The organism is Streptomyces sp. NPDC006643, assembly GCF_042870175.1.
In the GTDB taxonomy this organism is placed as follows: domain Bacteria; phylum Actinomycetota; class Actinomycetes; order Streptomycetales; family Streptomycetaceae; genus Streptomyces.
The window spans coordinates 74733-96722 of sequence record NZ_JBIAHA010000032.1; the positions used below are offsets into that span (position 1 = coordinate 74733).

Consider the following 21990-nt stretch of genomic DNA (forward strand, 5'->3'; position numbering starts at 1 on the left):
GCGCGCATGCGCATTTCAGCCAGAGCGGACTATGCGGTACGTGCCGCGCTGGAGCTCACGACATCCCGCGACGAGGCCCCGCTGAAGGCGGAGGCGATCGCCGCCGCCCAGGACATCCCGCACAAGTTCCTCGAAGGCATCCTCAACGACATGCGCCGGGGCGGCCTCGTCGTGAGCCGGCGCGGCGGCAACGGGGGATACCGGCTGGCCAGGCCCGCGGACACCATCACCGTCGCCGATGTCGTCCGCGCGGTGGACGGACCTCTCGTCTCCGTACGCGGGGTCCGTCCGCCCGAGCTGTCCTACTCCGGCCCCGCCGAGTCGCTGCTGCCGCTGTGGATCGCGCTGCGAGCCAATGTCCGCCAGATTCTCGATGTGGTGACCCTGGCCGACATCGCCACGGCGGGGCTGCCGGACCATGTGTCGGCGCTGGCGGCGGACCCCGAGGCCTGGACGAACCCCTGACCGACGCGCCGTTCGCGGTGCCCTACGCCGCGCCGTCGCCGTGCCGTTCCGCTGACCGGAATCCGAGTCCACCATATGAACACGCTCTTGGGGCGGCGGGAACTCCGTGCCAGTATTCCTACTAATCCAGTGGGAAAACTAGGGATGTTGGAGGTGGCCGGCACCGTGCCGACGAAACCCGTGGTCCGAACCGCCCCCCTGCGCAAGCCCCCGGCGCCCGACGACGCGATGTGGCCGCGCGTCACCCGGGAGGTGGCCGACGATCTCGCCGCCGACGCGATCGCCCGCGACCGGGCCGGCAAGCCGCCGTACGACGAGGTGGCACGGCTGCGCGAAGCCGGTCTGCCCGCGCTGCTGACACCGCCCGCGCTCCTCGGCGGGAACAGCCCGCTCCCGGATCCCTCCGGCCACGTCAGCCACGGCGGCGCCGACTGGCGCACCGCCGCCACCGTGATCCGCGAGATCGCGGCGGCCGACGGCTCCATCGGCGAACTCATCGCCCGGCACTACGTGCTGTCGTGGAGCAGCCGCTTCTTCGCCGCCCAGGACGACACGGCCACCCGGCTCGAACCGTCCGCCGCCGCGCAGGGCTGGCTCCTCGGCGGCGGCACCGACCTCCCGGACCCGGAGACCGGTCCCGGTCTCACCCTCTCCCCGGCCGGGCCGGGCCATCTGCTCAACGGCCGGCGGACCTTCGCGGCCGGTGTCACCGTGGCCGACCGGCTCGTCGTCGGCGCCACCTCCACGCGCACCGGCGAACTGCTGATCGCACTCGTGAACCCGGCCCATCCCGGCGTACTCACCGGCACCGACAACGACCGCCTCGGCCAGCGGCTCACCGGCGCCGGCAGCGTCGACTTCGACAACGTGCCCGTGGCCGCCGAGGACATCCTCGGCGCACTGCCGGGCGACGAGCACGCCGTCTCCGCCTTCACCGCGCTCGCGCCGCTCGCCCTGCGGCTCGTCCTCAGCCATGTCGCCCTCGGCATCGCCGAAGGCGCGCTCGCCGAGGCCCGTGACGTCAGCCGGGCGGTGCGCCCCGCGCCCCGCTCCGACGTGGTCGACGCGTCCGACCCGGCGACCTACGCCGTACGGCCGAGCGGTGACCCGTATCTCCTGCTGGCGTACGGGGAGTTGGCGACCGCCGCCCACACCGCCGCCGCCGTCGTGGAACGCGCGACGGACGCCCTGGAGCAAGGGCTGATGACCGGGCGGGACATCGGTATGGACGAGCGCGCCGAGATCGCCGTCCTGGTCGCCGCGGCCGAGGCCGTCACCAGCAGATCCGCCGTCGACATCACCACCCGCATCCTCGAACTGACCGTGTCCGCCGCGTCGTTCGACGGCCGCGCCGCGCTCGACCGGTTCTGGCGCAACGCCCGCGCGCTCACCGCGCAGAGCTCACCGGCCCACCGGCTCCGCGACATCGGCGACCACTACCTCAACGGCACCCACCCGCCGTTCACCAACCGCGCCTGAGGTCCCTACGCCTGAGGCCTCCGTGCCCCGGCCCGCCTCGGCGGCCTCCAGCGTCGCCACCAGCCGGCCGAGCCCCCGGGTCAGTTCGTCCTCCTCTGCCGCCAGTGGCAGCCGCGCCCAGTCGTCGCGGATCTCCTGGTCCAGCCGGGACCACAACACCCGGCCCGCGTCGGTCAGATACGCCAGGATCCGGCGCCGGTCGAGCGGGTCGACACGGCGGTGCACCAGATTCTGGTCGACCAGCTGATCGACGAGCTTGGTCAGCGTGGGCGGCGGCAGGAACACGCAGTCCGCCACCGCGCTCATCCGGTGCCCCTGCCCGTCCGAGAGCAGCGACAGCACCCGCCAGGCGTCGACGGACGTGCCGGCGGCGTCCAGCACGGCGCGCAGCCGGCGCAGCACCAGCCGCTCGGCGCCGGTCAACAGGCGTACCAGGTCGTGGGGTTGACGCGTGGGGGGAGACGCAGAGGGAGGCATGGGCCGTTCGCTCCTCGGTCCGGTGACCGGCCCATCGTACAAAGCGCGGCCGGGCGGCGCGGAGATCCCCCGTGCCGGATCCCCCGTTCCACTGGGCGGACAGCACGGAAGTCCCACGCCGCGCCGGGCAATTATGGGGCCATGCGCCGGTCCAGCTGGCACGCCGACACCTCGATCGGCGTCGCGCTCGTCCACCCCATGCGGGGGCCCGCCGGGATCTTCGGGCCCGCCTGCGGACTCTGCGCGCAGCTCGCCGCCGACGAGGTCAACCGCAACGGCGGTGTCCTCGGCCGGGAGCTGAGACTGGTCCCCGTGGACGGCGGCGCCCCGCCGCACCAGGTGGCGGCCGAGGTGGAGTCGCTGGTGGCGAGCGGCGCGGTGCGCGGCGTGACCGGCTGGCACATCTCCTCCGTACGGCAGGTCCTCGCGCCCCGTATCGCCCACCGGGTGCCGTACGTCTACACGGCGCTGTACGAGGGCGGCGAGCGCACCGACGGCGTCTATCTGACCAGCGAGACACCGGCCGCCCAACTGCGCCCGGCCATGCGGCTGCTGGCCGACGAGCGCCGGATCAGGCGCTGGTACGTGGTCGGGAACGACTACGTGTGGCCGCGCCGTACCGCCCTGGCCGCGCGCGGCTACGCCCGGGAGAGCGGGGGAGTGGTGTGCGGCGAGACGTATCTCCCGCTGGGCACCGAGGAGTTCGGGCCGGTGCTGCGGGCGGTCGAACGGTCGGGCGCCGACGGTGTCCTCATGCTGCTCGTCGGCAGCGACGCCGTGCGCTTCAACCGTGCCTTCGCCTCGGCGGGACTGCCGGTGCGCGCACCGCGCCTGAGCACCCTCATGGACGAGAACATGCTGCTGGCCAGCGGCGCCGACGCCACCGCCGACCTCTACAGCACCGCCGGCTTCTTCGCCTCGCTCGCCAACCAGGACACGCTCGACTTCCACGGCCTGTACGCCCGCCGGTTCGGTGTCGAGGCGCCGCTGCCCGGCAGCCTCGGTGAGTCCTGCTACGAGGGAGTGCTGCTGCTCGCCGCGCTGGTGGAGCGCGCCCGCACCCTCGATGTGACGGCGATCGGCGCGGGCGCCGACGAGGTCTCGTACGAAGGACCGCGCGGCTTCCTGCGGCTGCGCCGGCGCCATGTCAGCCAGCGCATCTATCTCGCGCGCGCCGACGGGCTCGACTTCGACGTGCTGGCCGAACTGCGCCAAGAGGGACCACACCGGGACAACTGACGCGGTCCGCAGTCGAGTTACTTCCTGTGGGAAGTATTAATTGCCGTGAAACAGCGGGGAAACCAGCCGCCTCGAAGCTCGTTGCCGTCACCGCAACCCGCACTTCACGGCCCCCGTCCGGGGGCGAGGAGGCTTCGATGCCCACTCCCCGCGCCATCCGAACAGCCCTGAGCTGTACGGCACTTGTCACCACCGCGGCACTGGTCCTGACCGGCTGCGGCGCCAAGACGGGTGACACGTCGGCCGAGGGCGAAGGCGTCAAGGCCGACGTGTCGGGCAAGACCGTGAAGGTCGGTCTGCTCAACTCGCTCTCCGGCACCATGGCCATCAGCGAGGTCACCGTGCGCGACGCGCTCAACCTCGCCATCGGCGAGATCAACGCCGACGGCGGCGTGCTGGGCAAGCGCGTCGAGGCGATCAGCGAGGACGGGGCGTCCGACTGGCCCACCTTCGCCGAGAAGTCCGAGAAGCTCATCCGCGAGGACCGCGTCGCGGCGGTGTTCGGCTGCTGGACCTCCGCGAGCCGCAAGGCCGTCAAGCCGGTGTTCGAGAAGAACGACGCGCTGCTGTTCTACCCCGTCCAGTACGAGGGCCTGGAACAGTCGCCCAACATCTTCTACACCGGCGCCACCACCAACCAGCAGATCGTGCCCGCCCTCGACTATCTGAAGAAGCAGGGCAAGAAGTCGATCTATCTGGTCGGCAGCGACTATGTCTTCCCGCGCACCGCCAACAAGATCATCAAGGCGTACGCGAAGGCCAACGGGATGACCGTGGCGGGCGAGGACTACGCGCCGCTCGGCTCCACCGAGTTCAGCAGCATCGCGGGCAAGGTCAAGTCCGCCAAGGCCGACGCCGTCTTCAACACCCTCAACGGCGACAGCAACGTGGCCTTCTTCAAGGAGTACAAGTCCTCCGGCCTCACAGCGGCCGGCATGCCCGTCGTCTCCGTCTCGATCGCCGAGGAGGAGGTCAAGTCGATCGGCGCCGCCTACCTCAAGGACCAGCTCACCTCCTGGAACTACTACCAGACCACCCAGTCCCCGGCGAACACCGCCTTCGTCAAGGCGTACAAGGCCAAGTACGGCCAGGACAAGCCCACGTCGGACCCGATGGAAGCCGCGTACACCTCGGTGCATCTGTGGAAGGCCATGGTCGAGAAGGCCGGCTCCTTCGACGTCGCCAAGGTGCGCGACGCGTCCGACGGCATCACCTTCGACGCCCCCGAGGGCACGGTCACCGTGGACGGCGCCACGCAGCACATCCACAAGACCGCGCGCATCGGGAAGATAGGCGCCGACGGGCTCATCACCGAGGTCTGGAAGTCCGAAGGACCGGTGAAACCGGACCCGTTCCTCAAGGGCTACGACTGGGCCGCGGACCTCTCATGACAGTGATACTCGGCCAGCTCTTCATCGGCGTCAGCATCGGCGCCGTCCTGCTGCTCATCGCGCTCGGGCTCTCCCTGACCTTCGGGCAGATGAACGTCATCAACATGGCCCACGGCGAGTTCATCATGGCCGGCGCCTACACCGCCTATGTCGTCCAGCAGACCGTCAGCAGCGCCGGAACGTCCCTGCTGGTGGCCCTCCCGGCCGCCTTCCTCGTCGCCGGCGCGCTGGGTGTCCTCCTGGAGATCCTGCTCATCAGACGCCTCTACGAGCGCCCCATGGACACACTCCTCGTCACCTGGGGCGTCTCCCTGATCCTCCAGCAGCTCGCCCGCGACATCTTCGGCGCGCCCAACGTCCAGACCCGCGCGCCCGACTGGCTCACCGGTCACACCACGCTGTACGAGTCCGGCGGCGACAGCCTCACCCTCGCCAACAGCCGCCTGTTCATCCTGGCCCTCGCGATCACCGCCGTCGTCGGCATGACACTGCTGCTCAGACTGACGCCGCTGGGCCGCCGTATCCGCGCCGTCGTGCAGAACCGCGATCTGGCGAAGGTGTCCGGCCTCGCGACCGCGCGGGTGGACCGTACGACGTTCTTCATCGGGTCCGGTCTCGCGGGCATCGCCGGTGTCGCGCTGACACTGGTGGGCCCCATCGGCCCGACCATGGGCACCAACATCATCATCGACGCGTTCCTCGTCGTGGTCGTCGGCGGCATCGGCCAGCTCAAGGGCAGTGTCATCGTCGCCTTCGCGCTCGGGATGCTCCAGTCCGTCATGGAGTACTCCACCACCGTCAGCATCGCCAAGGTCGTGGTCCTCGTCGCCATCGTCGCGTTCCTCCAGTGGCGTCCCCAAGGCCTGTTCACCCTGCGCACCCGGAGCCTGGCATGACGACACCGACCACCACGACGGACCCGGCCGGCACGAAGAAGGCCCGGACACCCGGCCCGAGGGACCCGAAACGGCTGCGCGCCGCCGCCGTCCTGGCCCTCGGAGCGCTCGCGCTCTTCGGTCTCGCCCCCGCGCTCCTCAGCGACTTCCGGCTCTCCCTCCTCGCGAAGTACCTGTGCTTCGCGATCGTCGCCGTCGGTATCTGCCTCGCCTGGGGCCGAGGCGGACTCCTCACCCTCGGCCAGGGCGTCTTCTTCGGCCTCGGCGGCTACGCGATGGCCATGCACCTCAAGCTCGCCGACGCCGGGCCCGGCGAACTCCCCGACTTCATGCAGCTCTACGGGCAGGTCGATCAACTGCCCTGGTGGTGGCGGCCGTTCGAGAACCCGGTGATCGCGCTGGCCGCGACCGTACTGCTGCCGATGGCCGTCGCCACGCTGCTCGGCCTCCTCATCTTCCGGCGCCGGGTGCGCGGCGCGTACTTCGCCATCCTCAGCCAGGCACTCGCCGTCGCCATGGTCATCCTGCTCGTCGGCCAGCAGGGCACCACGGGCGGCACCAACGGACTCACCGACATCCAGGGCTTCTTCGGCTACGACCTCGACGACCCGGTCAACCAGCGCACGGTGTACTTCCTCATCGCCGCCGTGCTGCTGATCCTGATGATCCTGGTCCGACAGCTCGTCCACAGCCGCTACGGCGAACTCCTCGTCGCCGTACGGGACTCGGAGGAGCGCGTACGGTTCCTCGGCTACGACCCCGCCAACGTCAAGCTCTTCGCGTACGTCGTGGCCGCGGGCACCGCCGGTCTCGCCGGCGCGCTCTTCGTCCCGGCCGTCGGCATCATCTCGCCCGCGCTCATCGGCATCGTCCCCTCGATCGAGTTCGTCATCGGCGCGGCGCTCGGCGGCCGTGCCTCACTGGTCGGCGCGGTACTCGGCGCCATCGCCGTGGCGTGGGCGAAGACCGCGCTGTCGGAGGAGTTCCCGGCCGCCTGGACCTACGCCCAGGGCCTGCTCTTCGTTCTGGTGGTCGGCTTCCTGCCGGGCGGTCTGGCGTCCCTCGCCGGGGTGCTGAGACGCCGACGCTCCTCCGCCGGCCCGACCGACACGACCGGCCCGACCGACACGGCCCCGCCGCGGACCCCGGCCACGTCACCCTCCGCGCCGGCCGCCCGGACCGTACCCGCCGTCACATCGGAGGTGACCTCATGAGCGGTACGACGACCCGAGACGTCCTGCTCAGGATCCGCGACCTGCGCGTCTCCTTCGACGGATTCACCGCCGTCGACGGCGTCGACCTCGACATCGAGCGGGGCGACATCCGCTTCCTCATCGGGCCGAACGGGGCGGGCAAGACCACCCTCGTGGACGCCGTCACCGGCCTGTCCCCGGCGAGCGGCTCGGTCGAGTTCGACGGCCGGGAACTGCTGGGGCGCAGCGTCCACCGCATCGCCCGCGCCGGCATCGGCCGGACCTTCCAGACCGCCACCGTCTTCGAGCAGCTGACGGTGGAGCAGAACCTCGACATCGCCGCCGGCGCCGGCCGCTCCGCGCTGACCCTGCTGCGCAGGCGCCGCTCCGCACCGGAGAGCGTGGAGCACGCCCTGGAGGAGATCGGGCTCACCGCGCAGCGCGACAGACTCGCCGGGGTCCTCGCGCACGGCCAGAAGCAGTGGCTGGAGATCGGCATGCTGCTGGTGCAGGACGCCCGACTGCTGCTGCTGGACGAGCCGGTGGCGGGGATGAGCCACGAGGAGCGGGAAGCCACCGGGCAGTTGCTGCGGAAGGTGAGCCGCGACAGGACCGTGGTCGTCATCGAGCACGACATGGACTTCATGCGCTCCTTCGCCCGGAGCGTCTCCGTCCTGCACGCCGGGCGCGTGCTGAGCGAGGGCACCGTCGCCCAGGTGCAGTCCGATCCACAGGTCCAGGAGGTCTACCTCGGGCACGCGCCCGACACCGAGACCGCCACCGCCACCGCCACCGATACCGACATCGACACCGTGGTTCCCGCCCGGCTGGAGGCCTGATGCTGGAGATCGACAACGTCCGGGCCGGCTACGACCGCAGCTCGGTCCTGCACGGCGTGTCCCTCACCGTTCCCCTCGATGGCGTGGCGGTCGTCATGGGGCACAACGGCGCGGGCAAGACCACTCTCCTGCGCACCGCGATCGGCCTGCTGCGGCCCCAGGGAGGCGGCGTGCGCCTCGACGGCGAGGACATCACCCGCCTCGCGCCGCACGAGCGGGTCGCCCGGGGCATGGCGTACGTACCGCAGGGCCAGCAGAGCTTCCCGCAGTTGACCGCCGGGGAGAATCTTCAGCTCGTCGCCGACGGCCGACGCGGCGGCAAGGCGTCCCTGGCCGCCGCCCTCGATCTCTTCCCGGCGCTGCGAGGACTTCTCGGGCGCCGGGCCGGGCTGCTCTCGGGCGGCCAGCGGCAGCAACTCGCCATCGCCCGCGCCCTGATCACCGAACCGCGCCTGCTCCTGCTGGACGAACCGACCGAGGGAATCCAGCCGTCGGTCGTCGCCGAGATCGAGGAGGCCGTGCTGCGGCTGAGCGCGGCGGGCGGGCTCTCGGTGCTCCTCGTCGAACAGCACGTCGGCTTCGCCCTGCGCGCCGCCGAGCGGTACTACGTGCTGGAATCGGGGCGGGTCACCTCCACCGGCGCGGGCGGCGAGGCCGCGCAGCGGGACGTACGGGACGCGCTGAGCGTGTGAGAGACGGGGCCCGGTCCGTCCCCCGGGTCCCGTGCGCGGCGCTCCGCGCCCACCGATGGGGCAATCCCACCGGCGGGCGGGCGGATGCGTTCGGATGACGGGCGTCATCGAAAGACGCCCCACCCGGCGTCGCGTCCCCGAGCCCCGCGCCGGGACCGTGCGCGGGGCCGAGCGGGGGCCACACGCCCGGGAGCACCCCTTGAAGCTCAGACATGCCGCCGCCGTACTCGTCGGATCCGCGGTGATCGCCGTCGCGGCGGCGGCGCCCTCGTCCTCGTCGCCTTCCGTTCCCTCCGGCTCCGCCCGCGCCTCGGCGGTCGCCCCCAACTCCGGCCTGGCGAAGTTCGCCGCGGCGTTCACCCGTTCGCAGGCCGCCCCCGAGATGGCGCCGCCCGGTGCCAACGACTGGACGTGCCGGCCGAGCGCCGGGCATCCGCGTCCCGTCGTCCTGATCCACGGCACCTGGGCCAACGCCCACGCCAACTGGTCGGGTCTGTCGCCCGTACTGAAGCAGGCCGGCTACTGCGTCTACGCCCTCAACTACGGCGCCCCCGAAGGCGATGTCTTCAAAGCCAGGGCCCATGTCCCCGAGTCCGCCAAGGAGGTGGCCGCCTTCGTCGACAAGGTGCTGGACGCCACCGGCGCGCGGAAGGCGGACCTGGTCGGGCACTCGCAGGGCGGCGGACTGCTGCCGCGCTGGTATCTGAAGTTCGACGGGGGCGCGGCTAAGACCCACCGGCTGGTGGGCGTCGCGCCGAGCAACCACGGGACGACGGCGTCGGGCATGGCGTCCCTCGCCAAGTCGCTGCGCGTGCTGGACACCACGGCACGGATGGCCGGACAGGCGGCGAAGGACCAGACCGTCGGGTCAGACGTCAACGTGACGCTGGACGCGGGCGGCGACACCGTCCCGGGCGTCCGCTACACGACCGTCGTCACACGCACCGACGAGGTGGTCACCCCTTACCGCCAGCAGTACCTGACCGCCGGCCCCGACGCCCCGGTCGACAATCTCACCCTCCAGGACGCGTGCCCGATCGACATGAGCGCCCATCTGGGCATCGCGTACAGCACAGTCATGTACCGGCTCGTACTCAACGCGCTCGACCCGGTGAACGCCCGTCCGGCGAGCTGCCTCAGCTGAGTCGGTCACCCGGCCCGCGGGGGCCGGCGGAGCGGACGCACGGCCGGAGGCCGCACGCGGCGGCATGGGCGCACGGCGCCGATGGCGCGACCTCCGGCCCGGCTCGGGGCGCGCGTCACGCCGTAGGAGTCCGCGTGGCGCTGGACCGACGCCTCACCTGGTGCCGGCCACATCCTTGAGGCTCTTGGCGTACCGGAGCGCCACCGCCCGCTGAAGCCCGCGTCCGCAGTGCCCCAACGCCCGCGTGTACCAGGCCGCGGACCGGCTGACGGCGACGACGACGAAGTCGGTGGAGTTGTCCGGCCGACGTTCCAGGACGAACGACTCCTCGCCGCACTCGGGATGTCCGGCGAGCGTTCCGTAGGCGAACCCGGTCCGGTCCGTCTCGTCGACCGTCCAGACGACCTCGCACGGTGCCGTGAGCGGTCCTGCCCGCAGCGACACCCGTACACCCGGCGCGGCGCGCGGTGTCCCGACCGGGACACGGATGAACGGTGTGGCCCGGTGCATCCGCCAGGTGAAGAGCGCCTCGGCAGCGCGGTCGTAGGTGCCGAGTCCCAACGATGTGCGCAGTTCCAGCTTGTGGAAGCCCGGGGGCACCGGTCCGCCCTTCGCCGTCATGCCCACGTCGGAGTAGGTGAGATCGCGCATACGCCTCATCATGCCGCCTGCCACGGACCAGGACCTGTAATCGTTCGTACGTTCGAATGTGTGGTTATGCTGGGCGTATGGCAGCACACGCGCAGGCTTCCCTCTTCGACCAGACCGACGAGATCCGGCTCGGTCCGCTCACGGACATGTCCCGGACCGTGCTCGGCGACGGCGCGTGGATCGATCTGCTCCCCGGCTGGCTCGGCGGCGCCGACGCGCTGTACGAGGAACTGGCCGCCGGCGTGCCCTGGCGGGCCGAGCGCCGGCAGATGTACGAACGGGTGGTGGCGGTGCCCCGGCTGCTCGCCTTCTACGGAGAGCGGGCGGACGGTACGCGTGAGGAGCTGCCGCACCCGGTCCTCACCGAGGCGCGCGACGCACTCAGCGCGTACTACGCGGGCGAACTGGGCGAGCCGTTCACGACCGCCGGGCTCTGCCACTACCGCGACGGCCACGACGGCGTCGCCTGGCACGGCGACCGGACGGGCCGGGGCTCCCGTGAGGACACCATGGTCGCGATCCTGTCCGTCGGCGCCCCGCGCGACCTGGTGCTACGGCCCCGCCACCGTCATGGCTCCGTCGTCCGCCGACCGCTCGGGCACGGCGACCTCATCGTGATGGGCGGCTCCTGCCAGCGGACTTGGGAGCACGCGATCCCCAAGACGACGCGCGCGGTGGGCGCGCGCATCAGCGTCCAGTTCCGGCCGCGCGGCGTGAGCTGACCGCACCGGGCCGGTGACCTCCACGACCTTGACGGTCGAGGGCTCGCGATGTGCAATATATTGCATGCCGGTACCGCAGAGCTGAGGGCTCGTCTCCAGATCGCTCCTCCGGGAGAACGCCTACAAGGCCCTCAGGGACGCCATCGTCGACGGCACACTCGCGCCGGGGGAGCGGCTGAGCGACGGTGATCTGGTGGAGTGGCTCGGCATCAGCCGCACCCCCATCCGGGAGGCGCTGGGACGCCTGGAGCAGACCGGCCTCGTACGGACCAAGCCCGGCCGCTACACGATCGTCAGCCCGCTGGACCTCCGGGCCGCCCGGGGCGCGCAGTCCGTGACCGCAGCCCTGCACGAACTGGCCGTACGGGAAGCCCTGCCCAACCTGTCCAGCGCCGAACTCGACGCCATGCGCGCCGCCAACACCCGCTTCGCCGACGCCCTGGCCAGGAACGACGTGGACGCGGCCGTGGCCGCCGACGACGCGTTCCACGATGTGGCCGTCACCGCGAGCGCGAACCAGGCGCTGCGCGCCGTACTCGAACAGTTCACACCGGTGCTGCGCCGCGTCGAGCGGCTGCGCTTCTCCTCGCTGAGCGGCCGGGGCTCGGTCGCTCAGCACGACCGCATCGTCGAGCTGTGCGCCGCCGGTGACGTGGACGGCGCCGCGGCGGCGACCCGGGCCAACTGGGAGACGCTCGCCCCTCTTCTGGACGCCCTCCCGTCCGACGAGGACGAGGACGGGGAGGAGCGCCAAGGCCTGGCCCAGGACGAGCACGAGGACTGACACCCGCCCCGCCGCCCCGACCTCAGGAGCCACGCATGCCCCTCGACGACTTCCCTCGCCACCCTCTCCTCTTCGGCCCCAGCCCCGTCCACCCGCTCGACCGCCTCACCGCCCATCTCGGCGGCGCCCGTATCTGGGCGAAGCGCGAGGACTGCAACAGCGGTCTGGCGTACGGCGGGAACAAGACCCGCAAGCTGGAGTATCTGATCCCCGACGCCCTCGCGCGGGGCGCCGACACCCTAGTCACCATCGGCGGCATCCAGTCCAACCACACACGCCAGGTCGCGGCCGTCGCCGCCCGGCTGGGGCTGAAGGCGGTCCTGGTCCAGGAGAGCTGGGTCGACTGGCCGGACGCCGTCAACGACAAGGTCGGCAACATCCTGCTCTCCCGCGTCATGGGCGCCGAAGTGCGCCTGGTCGAGGCGGGGTTCGGCATCGGCGCCAAGGACAGCTGGCACCAGGCCCTGGCCGACGTCGAGGCCGGCGGCGGTACCCCGTACGCCATCCCGGCCGGCGCCTCGGACCATCCCCTCGGCGGACTCGGCTTCGCCAACTGGGCCTACGAGGTGGAGCGCCAGGAGCGAGAGCTGGGCGTCTTCTTCGACACGATCGTGGTCTGCAGCGTCACCGGCAGCACACAGGCGGGCATGATCGCCGGTTTCGCCGGCCAGGACCGCCCGCGCAGGATCCTCGGTATCGATGCCTCCGCCAAGATCGGCGAGACCCGCGCCCAGGTCGCGAGGATCGCCCGCGCGACCGCCGAACTCATCGGCCTGGGGCGGGAGGTGAGGGACGACGAGACAACCGTCCTGTCGGGCTGGGCGGGGGACCTCTACGGCATCCCGGTGGAGTCCACGCTCGACGCCATCCGGCTCACGGGCAGCCTGGAGGGCATGATCATCGATCCGGTGTACGAGGGGAAGTCGATGGCCGGGCTGATCGATCTCGTACGCGGTGGAGACATCCCGCCGACGTCGAACGTGCTTTACGCGCACCTCGGCGGCCAGCCCGCTCTCAATGCGTACAGCGGTGTATTCCGTTGAGCGGAAGCCGGAACGGAATGTGTCTACAAGGTGAACTCCTGTCGTTCCAGGCGTAGTTCAACCTGTCGAACGCCCTCGCGCACGCACCGCGCGGGGGCGTTTCATCGATCACTGGATGTCGCGAAACGATCGTCAATGGTCACGTTCAGGTTATTTATAGCCAAGGATTATTCAAGAGACGCCCAAGACTTCCTATGTATGAAAGTCCTTTAATGTTACGGAAGTTAACGTCCGTGCGTGAAGATGACCACACATGCTCAGATGCCGGTGGCGACCAGCCGCCGCGCGCTGCTCCGCGCCTCCGTCGCCACCGCGGCGGTCGCCACCGCGGCCGGAAGCGGAATCATCGCCGGTGCGCCGGCGAGCGCCGCCACCCGGACTTCGGCCTCTCGTTCCAAGAGGCCCACCACTCCCGCCGCCGCACTGGCGGAACTCTCCACGGGCAACCGCCGGTGGCGCACCTTCAACCAGCACCACCCGAACGAGTCGCACTCCGTGCGGCAGGCGCTGGTGTCCGGTCAGGACCCCTTCGCGCTGATACTCGGCTGCATCGACTCGCGGGTACCGCCGGAGCTGGTCTTCGACCAGGGGCTCGGCGATCTGATGACCGTCCGTTCCGCCGGTGAGGTCCTGGACGAGGCTGTGCGCGGCAGCATCGCCTACGGCGTCCTGGAGCTGGGTATCCCGCTGATCCTGGTCCTCGGGCACCAGTCGTGCGGCGCCGTCGCCGCCGCCGTGCACGCGGAGGAGACGGGCGAGTCCCTGCCCGCCCACATCCAGTACCTGGCCGACCAGATCGAGCCCGCGATCGACCACTCGCTGGAGGGCGACGCGCGCGTGGACTCCACCGTCAACGCCCAGGTGCGGCTGGTCCGTTCAAGCCTGGCGTCGGACCCCGACCTCGCCGCCAAGGTGGCCGAGGGCAAGCTGGAGATAGTCGGCGCCCGCTACGAACTGAACACCCAGCTGGTCCACCGACTCAGCTGATCGACCGGAGCCCGGCGGGGCTCCCTCACGGCGAACCGAGGGATCGCGGACGAGTGCTTCTCGTCCGCGATCCTTTGCGTTTGCGGCCCCGGAGTTCCTCGTCCTGGGCTTCCCCGCCCCGGAGTTCCCGGCCGTGGACGCGCGCCGCCGCACCCGCCGACGCCGCGTGCAGGGAGCGCAGGGCGAGGAGCAGGACGCCGATGTCGTCGAGATAGACGGGGTCGGGCAGCAGGTCGACGGGGCTCACCGTGTAGATGAGGGCTCCCCAGTAGGCGGCGCGGTTGGACAGCGGCACCCCGGCCTCGCGCAGCAGGGCGCGCGTCCGGAAGACCTTGACGAACAGAACGACCGTCGCGACGAGCATCGCGACGACCGCGAGCGCGACGGCGGCGACGATCAGGATGACCGTGGGGCTGGTGTCCATCGTTTCCGTGGCCTCCTGTGGCGAGAGCCTGAGGACCTGACGGCCTGAGGGTCTGTCCCCGAGCGTCTTCCCGTAACGGGGCACTCCAACGTACGAACTGCGCGAGTTCACCGTGTTGCCCATTCCCGAAGGGCGGATTCCGGACCTCTATGCACTGTGCGTATACCTCGTGTGTATAGTGACTCGCATGTCATGGGACCCCATCTGGCCTGGCGTTTTCCGTCATGCCCGGCTCCATCCGCCCTGCCCCGCGCCCCCTCGCGGTGACGGGAACCGGATGTAAGCACCCGCCCTTCCGAGGGCCCCTTCAGTCACACGGCAACCCCCCGCGCGCGCCGTCGCGAGGCCTCGGGGCGGGTTCCGTCATGCCGGTCGCGCCGCTCACGGCCGTACGCCTTCGTGCCGCTCGTGCGCCGAGCGCCGCCGGAAACACCACACAGAACGCAGAGAGAGCACCGCCATGCCCGAGACCGCCACACCTGGCTCCGCCATGCCCGAAAACAGCTCATTCGCACCCGTGCGCCGCACGGCCGTCGCGGCCCTCGCCGTCGTCGCGGCCCTCGCCCTGACCCTCACCGGCTGCGGCACGCAGACCGTCTCGCCCGCATCGGTCAGAGGGGACGCGGGAGGTGACGGCAAGGGGCGGTACGGCTCCGTCGACTGCGCCGAGGCCAAGTGCATCGCCCTGACCTTCGACGCGGGCCCCGGCAAGGACACGCCCCGGCTGCTGGACATCCTCAAGGACGAGAAGGTCCCGGCCACCTTCTTCCTGCTGGGCAAGAATCACGTACTGGCCCATCCCGAGACCGTGCGTCGCATCGCCGACGAGGGGCACGAGGTCGCCAACCACACCTGGAGCCACGGGATACTCACCGATCTCGACCGGGACGGGATACGCGAGGAACTCGCCCGCACACAGAAGGCCATCGCCGACATCACCGGACGCGAGCCGACGCTGATGCGCCCGCCCCAGGGGCGTACCAACGGCGACGTCACCGACATCTCCCGAGAACTCGGCCTCTCGCAGATCCTGTGGAGCGCCACGGCCAAGGACTACTCCACGACCGACTCCGCCCTCATCGAGCGCCGCATCCTCGACGACGCGTCCGCCGACGGGATCATCCTGCTGCACGACATCTACGACGGGACGGTCCCCGCCGTGCCGGGGATCATCAAGAAGCTGAAGGAGCGCGGCTTCACGTTCGTGACCGTTCCCCAGCTCTTCGCGCCGGCGGTCCCGAAGCCGGGCGAGGTGTACCGCCCATGAGCTGCCGAACAGGTCGGAGTTGAACAGAGTGTTCAACACGATCGGTTGACACCAACATGTGTGCCGAGCATGCTTGCCGTATGCCATCGACTCCTGACCAGCACACCTCCGACCCCTTCACCGCTCCCCACCCGGACCAGGCCCGTGCGCACCGGGTGCACGCGTCGCTGTTCCGTATCGCCGAGCGGCATGCGGCCACCGACGCGCAGCGGCGCAGGCAGACGCATCCGTCCGTCATCGCTCCGCACGAAGCCGTCCGGCTCGTGTCGTTCCTGCTCAGCGGTGCCGCGAAGCGGGAGGCGGACGAGCCGGAGGTGGACCACGCCGACATCACCGCCGCGCTGAGCCTCGTGCCGCGCGCCCGTGGAGACATGGACGAACTGGAAGCGGGACTCCTCCAGATGGCGCGGGGCCGGGGTATGACCTGGCAGGAGGTCGCCTTCGGCCTCGGTCTCGGCACCCCGCAGGCCGCCCGTCAGCGCTACGAACGGCTGGTCGGGCGTACGGCGACCGACGAGCCCGCCGGTGACGAGAGGGAGTAGAGCGGCGCGCCGCGCGGGGCGGGACACCACGAGCGGCGAATCGCGGGGCGGGCAGGCAGAGTGGAGCCATGGTGACCACCTCCACGGGCGACGCCCAGCCGCCCCGCGCCACGCTCGGCAGCTGGCCGACCCCGCTCGAACCGATGCCACGACTGGCCCGCGCGCTCGGCCTCGGCGCCGACGACCTGTGGGTCAAACGCGACGACCTCGTCGGTCTCGGCGGCGGGGGCAACAAGGTACGGAAACTGGAATGGACCTGCGGCGCGGCACTGGCCGAGGGCGCCACGGTCCTCGTGACGACCGGCGCGCCGCAGAGCAACCACGCACGCCTCACGGCGGCGGCCGGTGCCCGGCTGGGCCTCGATGTCGTTCTCGTCCTGGCCGGAGAATCCGGATCGTCCGAGTCCGGAAATCTCACGCTCGACGGGCTGTTCGGCGCGCGCGTGGTGTGGGCCGGTGAAGGCGGCAAGGACGAGATCGCCGCCACCGCGCGGCACGTGGCCGGCACACTGCGGGACCGGGGCGCCGTCCCCGCGCTGATCCCCTTCGGCGGATCCAGCGCACTCGGCGCCCGCGGTTACGTCGAGTGCGGACAGGAACTCCTCAGCCAGGCACCCGATCTGACGTCCGTGGTCGTCGCGCTCGGTTCCGGCGGCACCATGGCCGGACTGGTCGACTCACTGGGACCCGAGCGGGTGCTGGGGGTCCACTGCGGAGCCGTCACCGATCCCGCCCGCGTCGTGTCGGACCTGGTCTCCGGACTCTCCGGTACGCACTGTCCGCCGGAGTCCCTGCGTATCCGGCTCGACCAGGTCGGCGCCGGCTACCCCGTGCTGACCGAACCGGTCATGACCGCCCTCACGCTCGCCGCCCGCACCGAGGGCATGGTGCTCGACCCCATCTACACCGGGCGCGCGATGGCCGGACTGACGGCCGCCGTCCAGGCCGGTGAGATCACCCCGGGCCGGCGCACGGTCTTCCTGCACTCGGGCGGGCTGCCCGGACTCTTCGGCCACCCGCCGACCCTGGCCAGGGCGGCGGCCGAACTGGCCGTCGACGGCGACCCGTTGAGCACCTGACGGGACGACCGGCTGAGCACCCGACCGAGCGACCCGTCGAGCATCCGACGGAGCGTCACCCCGATGTCATGACTCCGGCTCGGTGAGCGCCGCCTGCTGCCGGGCGGTGCGCACCGCCGCCGAGAGATGGCCGATGTCGTACGCCCCGTGGTGACGGCGCCCGTTGATGAAGAACGTCGGCGTCCCCGACACACCGCTCAGATCCGCGGAGTCCACGTCGTCGGCGATCCGCCCCGCGCCCTTGCGCCGCCGCAGCTGCCGCTCGAAGCGCTCCGTGTCCAGACCGAGGTCGGCGGCGAAGCGCAGCGCGTCCGTGAGCTGGAGCGTGCCCTCGCGCGCGAGCAGGAGATCGTGCATCCCCCAGAACGCGCCCTGGTCGTGCGCGGCCTCCGACGCCTCGGCGCCGAGCATCGCGCCCGGGTGCACGTCGGTCAGCGGCATGTGCCGCCACACGTAGCGGACGTCCCCGAAGTCGGCCAGCAGTTCCCGGATGACCGGCTCGGCCTTCCCGCAGTACGGGCAGTCGAAGTCGCCGTACTCCACGACCGTGACCGGCGCCGTCAACGGGCCCCGGATCTTGTCGAGTTCGGGATCGACGGGGACCGCGAGGTCGACGATCGACTCGGCCGTGCCGAGCAGCGCGCGGTTACGGCGCCGCTTCGGCAGCAGCCCGATCACGGCGCTGACGGCCCATGTCACCGTGAACGCTCCGAGCAGCGCGGTGAGGATTCCGATCTTCGCGTTCTCGAGCTGTTCGCCCTCGAAGGCCAGCGTGGCGATCAGCAGCGACACCGTGAAACCGGCACCCGCGATCGTCCCCCCGGCGGCGACGGCGCCCCAGCCCACCGGCGGGCGCAGCCGGCCGTGGCTGAACCGCGCGGACAGCCACGAGGCGGTGAGGACGGCGACCGGCTTGCCCACGACGAACGCGCACACGATGCCGAGCGTCACGGGGGAGGTGAATGCCTGCGACAACTGGTCGCCGGAGATCTGGATCCCGGCGTTGGCCAGCGCGAACACCGGCACGATCACATAGCTGGACCACGGGTGGTACATCCGCAGCAGCCGGTCGTTCGGCGAGATCGCCGACGCCAGCCCGATCCGCGCGGAGCGTTCGAGTTCCGGCGTCGGCTGTTCCCTGAACCGGCGGAAGAGGCCGCTGGCACGTTCGAGATCGTCTCGCGCGGCGGGGTACGCGGACGTGAGCAGCCCCATCACCAGCCCGATGACGACGGGGTCGACACCGGACTCCCACAGGGCGACCCACGCGGCGGCCCCCAGCAGCGCGTACCAGCCGCCGCGGCGCACCCCCTCGTAACGCAGCAGCACGATCACACCGAGAATGCCGAGGGCCACGAGCAGCGCGACGGGCGCGACGCGCTCGCTGTAGGCGAAGGTGATCACCCCCAGAGCCACGAAGTCGTCGACGACGGTCACGGCCAGGATGAACGTACGCAGCCCCGTGGGCAGGCGCTTGCCGAGCAGGGCGAGCATGCCGAGGGCGAAGGCGGTGTCCGTGGACATCGCGGCGCCCCACCCGTGGACGCTGCTGTGCCCGGCGTTGACGAGGAGATAGAGCGCGACGGGCACGAGCATGCCGCTCACCCCGACGAACACCGGCAGCGCGATACGCCGCCCGTCGCGCAGCTCGCCCATGTCCCGCTCGCGGCGCGCCTCAAGACCGACGACGAAGAAGAACACCGACATCAGGCCGCTGTTGACCCAGTCGCGCACTTCGAGAGACAGGCTCCGCGACCCGAACGACAGCCCCACATGTGTCCGCCAGAAGCGGTCGTACGAGGAGAGGTCGGCGTTCGCCCAGGCGAGCGCGGCGATCACGGCGACCAGCAGGACGGCCGCGCTGCCGGTCTCGGTACGCAGGAACACCCGCCATGGTGTCCGCGTCGGCCCGCCGCACTCGGTCTGCGCGGTGTATCCGGCGGCTGATGAGGAATCCGTCATTTCTGGATTCTCTACGCGCCGGGCGGGCGGGACGGGCAGCGGGCAGTGTGTCGCCCGGGGCTCTCGCCGTAACCGCCCCGTTCACCGGCTTACGGCCGCGGGACGGACGGTGACCCAGCCTCGGCGTATGTCCCAGGTGCCACCGTCGGCGGCGGCGCCCCGCAGACCGTGCACCGTCTCAGGCCCGGCGAGCGCGGGCACGCGCGAGTCCAGCAACGACGCGAAGGCGACGGTGCGCGCCGGATCCCACGCGGTGCTGTGCCGCAGCCGGCGCGCCAGTTGCGCGAAACCGAGCGGAGTGGCCGCCATAACCCACGCGTCCGGGTGCCCGGCGGTCAGCCGCCGGGCGGGCCGCAGCCATGACGCGGCGCTCTCGGGCCAGTCGACCACGGCGAGGATCCCCCCGCCGCGCGCCGTCCACGCGTCGCCGAACGCCGCAGCCGCGGCGCGTGACGCCTCGTCACGGCTGTGGCCGACGGCGACGGAGTGGATCCGCGTCTTCGGCGCCGTCAACAGGCCCATCAGCGCGTCGAGTTCGGCGTCGGTGTGCGCGGCGGCAGGCTCCGTGGCGGGCGTGGCGGGACCCGTACCGAAGCCGGCCCCGTACGCGACAAGATCCTCGGCGCTGATCAGGGGTGAGCGGGACATGCCGTGGCGCTCCCTTCCGTGTCGGCTCTCCAGCGGGCGTACGCGCGCGGCAGACACACGGCGCACGGCCGGTACCCCGCCGCGACGGCCGTGGCCTCGTCGGCGAAGAACACCCGGTGCGCGGCATACCGCCCATGGCTCAGGGCGCGCAGTGCGGACGGGCAGTCGAGCCGGCCGTAGAGGCGACCGCGGCGGTGGCCGCCGAGTGTGCCGGGGGTGGCGCTCGGGTACGGTACGCCGTCCGGGCCCAGCAGGACGTACCTCACGTGGCGTCGTGGAAGACGAGGCCGAGGGTGTGCCGGTGGCCGGAGCGCACCGTGCTCACGCCGTGCCGCATCGGCGCGTTCGACCAGCCCCGCGCCGAGCGCACCGGCCGGTCGCGGGTGGTGAAGACCAGCCCGTGGCCCTGCGGGATCGTCGCCGACGAGCCCCGCGACTGGGCGCGCGGGCGCTGCTCGGTCATGATGAACTCGCCGCCCGTGAAGTCCGTGCCGGGCGTGTCCAGGCCGACGACGACCTGGAGCGGGAAGACCATGTCGCCGAACACGTCCCGGTGCAGCGCGTTCCAGTCGCCGGCGCCGTAACGGAGCAGGATCTGGGCGGACTTGGCCTGCCCCGCCTCATGACACAGCGTCAGCCACTCGTCCAGCGTGTCGGGCCAGGGCGCGATCCTGCCCAGCTTCGCGGCCCAGTCGCGTGCGACGGGCAGCAGCCGGGGATAGAGCGCGGCACGCAACTCCCGCACCAGCTCCGGGAGATCGTGTGTGAAGTACCGGTACTGCCCGGACCCGAACCGATGGCGGGCCATGTCGACGGTGTTGCGGAACCGCTCGCCGTCGTCGTACAGCGCGGTGATCGCGCGGCACTCGGCGGGGGAGAGGAGCGGCTGCCCGGTGAGGGCGTTGCCGTACGCGTCCAGATCGCCGGCGATCGTGTCCCAGTCCTGCGCGGCGACACGATCGCCGGTCCGGCCTGCTCGGTTGATGGTCTTCATCGTCTCTCCGCCTCTCCGGTCGCTCTCGTCGCACTGTCGAGAGTGCCGTCCGGAGATCTCCCGTGCTGGCGGTATTCGGACATGGCACTACGGGCGGCGGGCGGGCTGAGCACCCCGTGCCTGAGGCGATGTGTCAGCCCGCGGGCAGGTCCGCCTTCGTGAGGAAGCCGCGGATCAGCCCGGCGACCTCGTCCAGCGCGCTTTCGAGCAGGAAGTGCCCTCCGTCGACGAGGTGCACCCGCGCGTCGGGCACATCGGCCGCGAACGCCTCGGCGCCCGCCGGGCCGAAGATCTCGTCGTTCTTGCCCCACACGGCCAGCAGCGGAGGCCGGCGGTCGCGCAGATACGCGTGCAGACGCGGATAGAGCGGCAGGTTGGTGGCGTAGTCGAGCAGCAGCGTCAACTGGACGCGGTCGTTGCCGGTGCGGGAGACCAGGGCGTGGTCATGGTGCCAGGTGTCGGGGCTGACCAGACTCGGGTCGGGAACTCCGTGCAGATACTGCCACTTGATCATGTCCAGGCTGAATGCCTCACGGATGGCGGCGATCGTCTCGGGGTTCTGTTCGCGCCAGTACGCGCGGGCCGTCCCCCAGAAGGTCTCGACGAGACCCGCCTCGTACCCGTTTCCGTTCTGCGTGATGATCGCCGTGATCGCGTCCGGGTCCTTGAGTGCCAGGCGCCAGCCGACGGGAGCCCCGTAGTCCTGTACGTAGATGGCGTACCGGGTCACGCCGAGTCCGGCCAGCAGCGCCGCCGTCAGATCGGCGAGCGCGTCGAAGCTGTAGTCGAAGTCCCCGACGGGCGGCGCGTCGGACAGGCCGAAGCCGAGGTGGTCGGGGGCGATGACGTGATAGCGGTCGGCCAGCTCCGGGATGAGATGGCGGAACATGAACGAGCTGGTGGGGAAGCCGTGCAGCAGCACGAGCACGGGCGCGCCGGGCGGGCCGGCCTCCCGGTAGAACAGTTCACGGCCCTGGACGGTCGCATACCGGTGGTGGACGTTGACCATGACGCACTCCTTGCCTCAAGGGCCCCGAGTGACTGTTGCCGGTTCACACCCCGCGTGGGGGAA

Annotated in this window: 24 protein-coding genes and 1 pseudogene; 17 read left to right on the forward strand and 8 right to left on the reverse strand. The window is 71.2% G+C overall.

Annotated elements, in window-relative coordinates; all coding sequences use genetic code 11:
* Positions 1–6: 6 nt before the first annotated feature.
* Both ACFYNU_RS34210 and ACFYNU_RS34215 read left to right on the forward strand, forming a co-directional pair.
* The gene (locus ACFYNU_RS34210; RefSeq protein WP_356589083.1) at positions 7–465 is read left to right on the forward strand and encodes an Rrf2 family transcriptional regulator; all 459 of its coding nucleotides are present in this window, start codon (positions 7–9) and stop codon (positions 463–465) included.
* 165 nt (positions 466–630) lie between these two features.
* Positions 631–1944 carry an acyl-CoA dehydrogenase gene (locus ACFYNU_RS34215; protein WP_356589085.1) on the forward strand — a complete coding sequence of 438 codons (1314 nt, stop codon included), beginning with the start codon at positions 631–633 and terminating at the stop codon, positions 1942–1944.
* Here the strand turns inward: ACFYNU_RS34215 and ACFYNU_RS34220 are convergent.
* A complete protein-coding gene (locus tag ACFYNU_RS34220) occupies positions 1867–2421 on the reverse strand; it encodes a MarR family winged helix-turn-helix transcriptional regulator (protein ID WP_356589087.1) in 555 nt (184 codons plus the stop codon). The two genes, ACFYNU_RS34215 and ACFYNU_RS34220, sit on opposite strands and share 78 nt — an antisense overlap.
* A gap of 141 nt (positions 2422–2562) precedes the next feature.
* On the opposite strand from ACFYNU_RS34220, the gene ACFYNU_RS34225 reads away from it, so the two are divergent.
* From ACFYNU_RS34225 to ACFYNU_RS34255, 7 genes are all read left to right on the forward strand, one after another.
* On the forward strand, positions 2563–3660 hold the full coding sequence (locus tag ACFYNU_RS34225; RefSeq protein WP_356589089.1) for a substrate-binding domain-containing protein: 1098 nt from the start codon (positions 2563–2565) through the stop codon (positions 3658–3660).
* Between the two features lie 137 nt (positions 3661–3797).
* On the forward strand, positions 3798–5051 hold the full coding sequence (gene urtA / locus ACFYNU_RS34230; RefSeq protein WP_356589091.1) for an urea ABC transporter substrate-binding protein: 1254 nt from the start codon (positions 3798–3800) through the stop codon (positions 5049–5051).
* The gene (gene urtB, locus ACFYNU_RS34235; protein WP_356589093.1) at positions 5048–5947 is read left to right on the forward strand and encodes an urea ABC transporter permease subunit UrtB; all 900 of its coding nucleotides are present in this window, start codon (positions 5048–5050) and stop codon (positions 5945–5947) included. The genes urtA and urtB overlap by 4 nt, the downstream gene beginning before the upstream one ends.
* On the forward strand, positions 5944–7161 hold the full coding sequence (gene urtC, locus ACFYNU_RS34240) for an urea ABC transporter permease subunit UrtC (RefSeq protein WP_356589095.1): 1218 nt from the start codon (positions 5944–5946) through the stop codon (positions 7159–7161). The genes urtB and urtC overlap by 4 nt, the downstream gene beginning before the upstream one ends.
* Positions 7158–7979 (forward strand): urea ABC transporter ATP-binding protein UrtD, encoded by an 822-nt coding sequence (gene urtD / locus ACFYNU_RS34245; protein WP_356589097.1) that lies wholly within the window; start codon positions 7158–7160, stop codon positions 7977–7979. The genes urtC and urtD overlap by 4 nt, the downstream gene beginning before the upstream one ends.
* On the forward strand, positions 7979–8671 hold the full coding sequence (urtE, locus tag ACFYNU_RS34250) for an urea ABC transporter ATP-binding subunit UrtE (protein ID WP_356589099.1): 693 nt from the start codon (positions 7979–7981) through the stop codon (positions 8669–8671). Before urtD ends, urtE begins: the two co-directional genes overlap by 1 nt.
* A 199-nt stretch (positions 8672–8870) precedes the next feature.
* Positions 8871–9815, forward strand: coding sequence for an alpha/beta fold hydrolase (locus ACFYNU_RS34255; protein WP_356589101.1), 945 nt, complete (start codon positions 8871–8873; stop codon positions 9813–9815).
* Positions 9816–9968: 153 nt separating this feature from the next.
* Here ACFYNU_RS34255 and ACFYNU_RS34260 read toward each other — a convergent pair whose 3' ends face one another.
* Positions 9969–10466 carry a DUF1990 domain-containing protein gene (locus ACFYNU_RS34260; RefSeq protein ID WP_356589103.1) on the reverse strand — a complete coding sequence of 166 codons (498 nt, stop codon included), beginning with the start codon at positions 10464–10466 and terminating at the stop codon, positions 9969–9971.
* A gap of 77 nt (positions 10467–10543) precedes the next feature.
* On the opposite strand from ACFYNU_RS34260, the gene ACFYNU_RS34265 reads away from it, so the two are divergent.
* The 5 genes and pseudogenes from ACFYNU_RS34265 to ACFYNU_RS34285 all read left to right on the forward strand — a co-directional run bounded on the left by ACFYNU_RS34265 (position 10544) and on the right by ACFYNU_RS34285 (position 14002).
* Positions 10544–11188 carry an alpha-ketoglutarate-dependent dioxygenase AlkB gene (locus ACFYNU_RS34265; RefSeq protein WP_356589105.1) on the forward strand — a complete coding sequence of 215 codons (645 nt, stop codon included), beginning with the start codon at positions 10544–10546 and terminating at the stop codon, positions 11186–11188.
* 121 nt (positions 11189–11309) lie between these two features.
* Positions 11310–11468, forward strand: a pseudogene (locus ACFYNU_RS34270) (GntR family transcriptional regulator); the annotation flags it as partial.
* 21 nt (positions 11469–11489) lie between these two features.
* A complete protein-coding gene (locus tag ACFYNU_RS34275) occupies positions 11490–11972 on the forward strand; it encodes an FCD domain-containing protein (protein ID WP_356589354.1) in 483 nt (160 codons plus the stop codon).
* 35 nt (positions 11973–12007) lie between these two features.
* Entirely contained in the window at positions 12008–13015 is a 1008-nt protein-coding gene (locus ACFYNU_RS34280; protein ID WP_356589107.1) for a 1-aminocyclopropane-1-carboxylate deaminase, read from the forward strand.
* A 243-nt stretch (positions 13016–13258) separates the two neighbouring features.
* Entirely contained in the window at positions 13259–14002 is a 744-nt protein-coding gene (locus tag ACFYNU_RS34285; RefSeq protein ID WP_356589356.1) for a carbonic anhydrase, read from the forward strand.
* 25 nt (positions 14003–14027) lie between these two features.
* Here the strand turns inward: ACFYNU_RS34285 and ACFYNU_RS34290 are convergent, their stop codons facing one another.
* Entirely contained in the window at positions 14028–14426 is a 399-nt protein-coding gene (locus ACFYNU_RS34290) for a YkvA family protein (protein ID WP_356589109.1), read from the reverse strand.
* Between the two features lie 490 nt (positions 14427–14916).
* Here ACFYNU_RS34290 and ACFYNU_RS34295 point away from each other — a divergent pair, with 490 nt between their 5' ends.
* From ACFYNU_RS34295 to ACFYNU_RS34305, 3 genes are all read left to right on the forward strand, one after another.
* Positions 14917–15693, forward strand: a complete 777-nt coding sequence (locus tag ACFYNU_RS34295) for a polysaccharide deacetylase family protein (RefSeq protein ID WP_356589358.1) — start codon at positions 14917–14919, stop codon at positions 15691–15693.
* 80 nt (positions 15694–15773) lie between these two features.
* Positions 15774–16235 (forward strand): DNA-binding protein, encoded by a 462-nt coding sequence (locus tag ACFYNU_RS34300; RefSeq protein WP_356589113.1) that lies wholly within the window; start codon positions 15774–15776, stop codon positions 16233–16235.
* Between the two features lie 68 nt (positions 16236–16303).
* Complete coding sequence (locus ACFYNU_RS34305) at positions 16304–17314, forward strand: D-cysteine desulfhydrase family protein (protein ID WP_356589119.1); 1011 nt, start codon at positions 16304–16306, stop codon at positions 17312–17314.
* 66 nt (positions 17315–17380) lie between these two features.
* On the opposite strand, the gene nhaA is transcribed toward ACFYNU_RS34305, so the two are convergent.
* From nhaA to ACFYNU_RS34330, 5 genes are all read right to left on the reverse strand, one after another.
* Positions 17381–19276: a Na+/H+ antiporter NhaA gene (nhaA, locus tag ACFYNU_RS34310; RefSeq protein WP_356589121.1), complete on the reverse strand. Its 1896-nt coding sequence runs from the start codon at positions 19274–19276 to the stop codon at positions 17381–17383.
* Positions 19277–19357: 81 nt separating this feature from the next.
* Positions 19358–19924 carry a hypothetical protein gene (locus tag ACFYNU_RS34315; protein ID WP_356589123.1) on the reverse strand — a complete coding sequence of 189 codons (567 nt, stop codon included), beginning with the start codon at positions 19922–19924 and terminating at the stop codon, positions 19358–19360.
* Complete coding sequence (locus ACFYNU_RS34320) at positions 19906–20190, reverse strand: Ada metal-binding domain-containing protein (protein ID WP_356589125.1); 285 nt, start codon at positions 20188–20190, stop codon at positions 19906–19908. Before ACFYNU_RS34320 ends, ACFYNU_RS34315 begins: the two co-directional genes overlap by 19 nt.
* Positions 20187–20918: a 2OG-Fe(II) oxygenase gene (locus ACFYNU_RS34325; RefSeq protein ID WP_356589127.1), complete on the reverse strand. Its 732-nt coding sequence runs from the start codon at positions 20916–20918 to the stop codon at positions 20187–20189. Before ACFYNU_RS34325 ends, ACFYNU_RS34320 begins: the two co-directional genes overlap by 4 nt.
* Before the next feature lie 133 nt (positions 20919–21051).
* Positions 21052–21927: an alpha/beta hydrolase gene (locus ACFYNU_RS34330; protein ID WP_356589129.1), complete on the reverse strand. Its 876-nt coding sequence runs from the start codon at positions 21925–21927 to the stop codon at positions 21052–21054.
* Positions 21928–21990 lie beyond the last annotated feature (63 nt).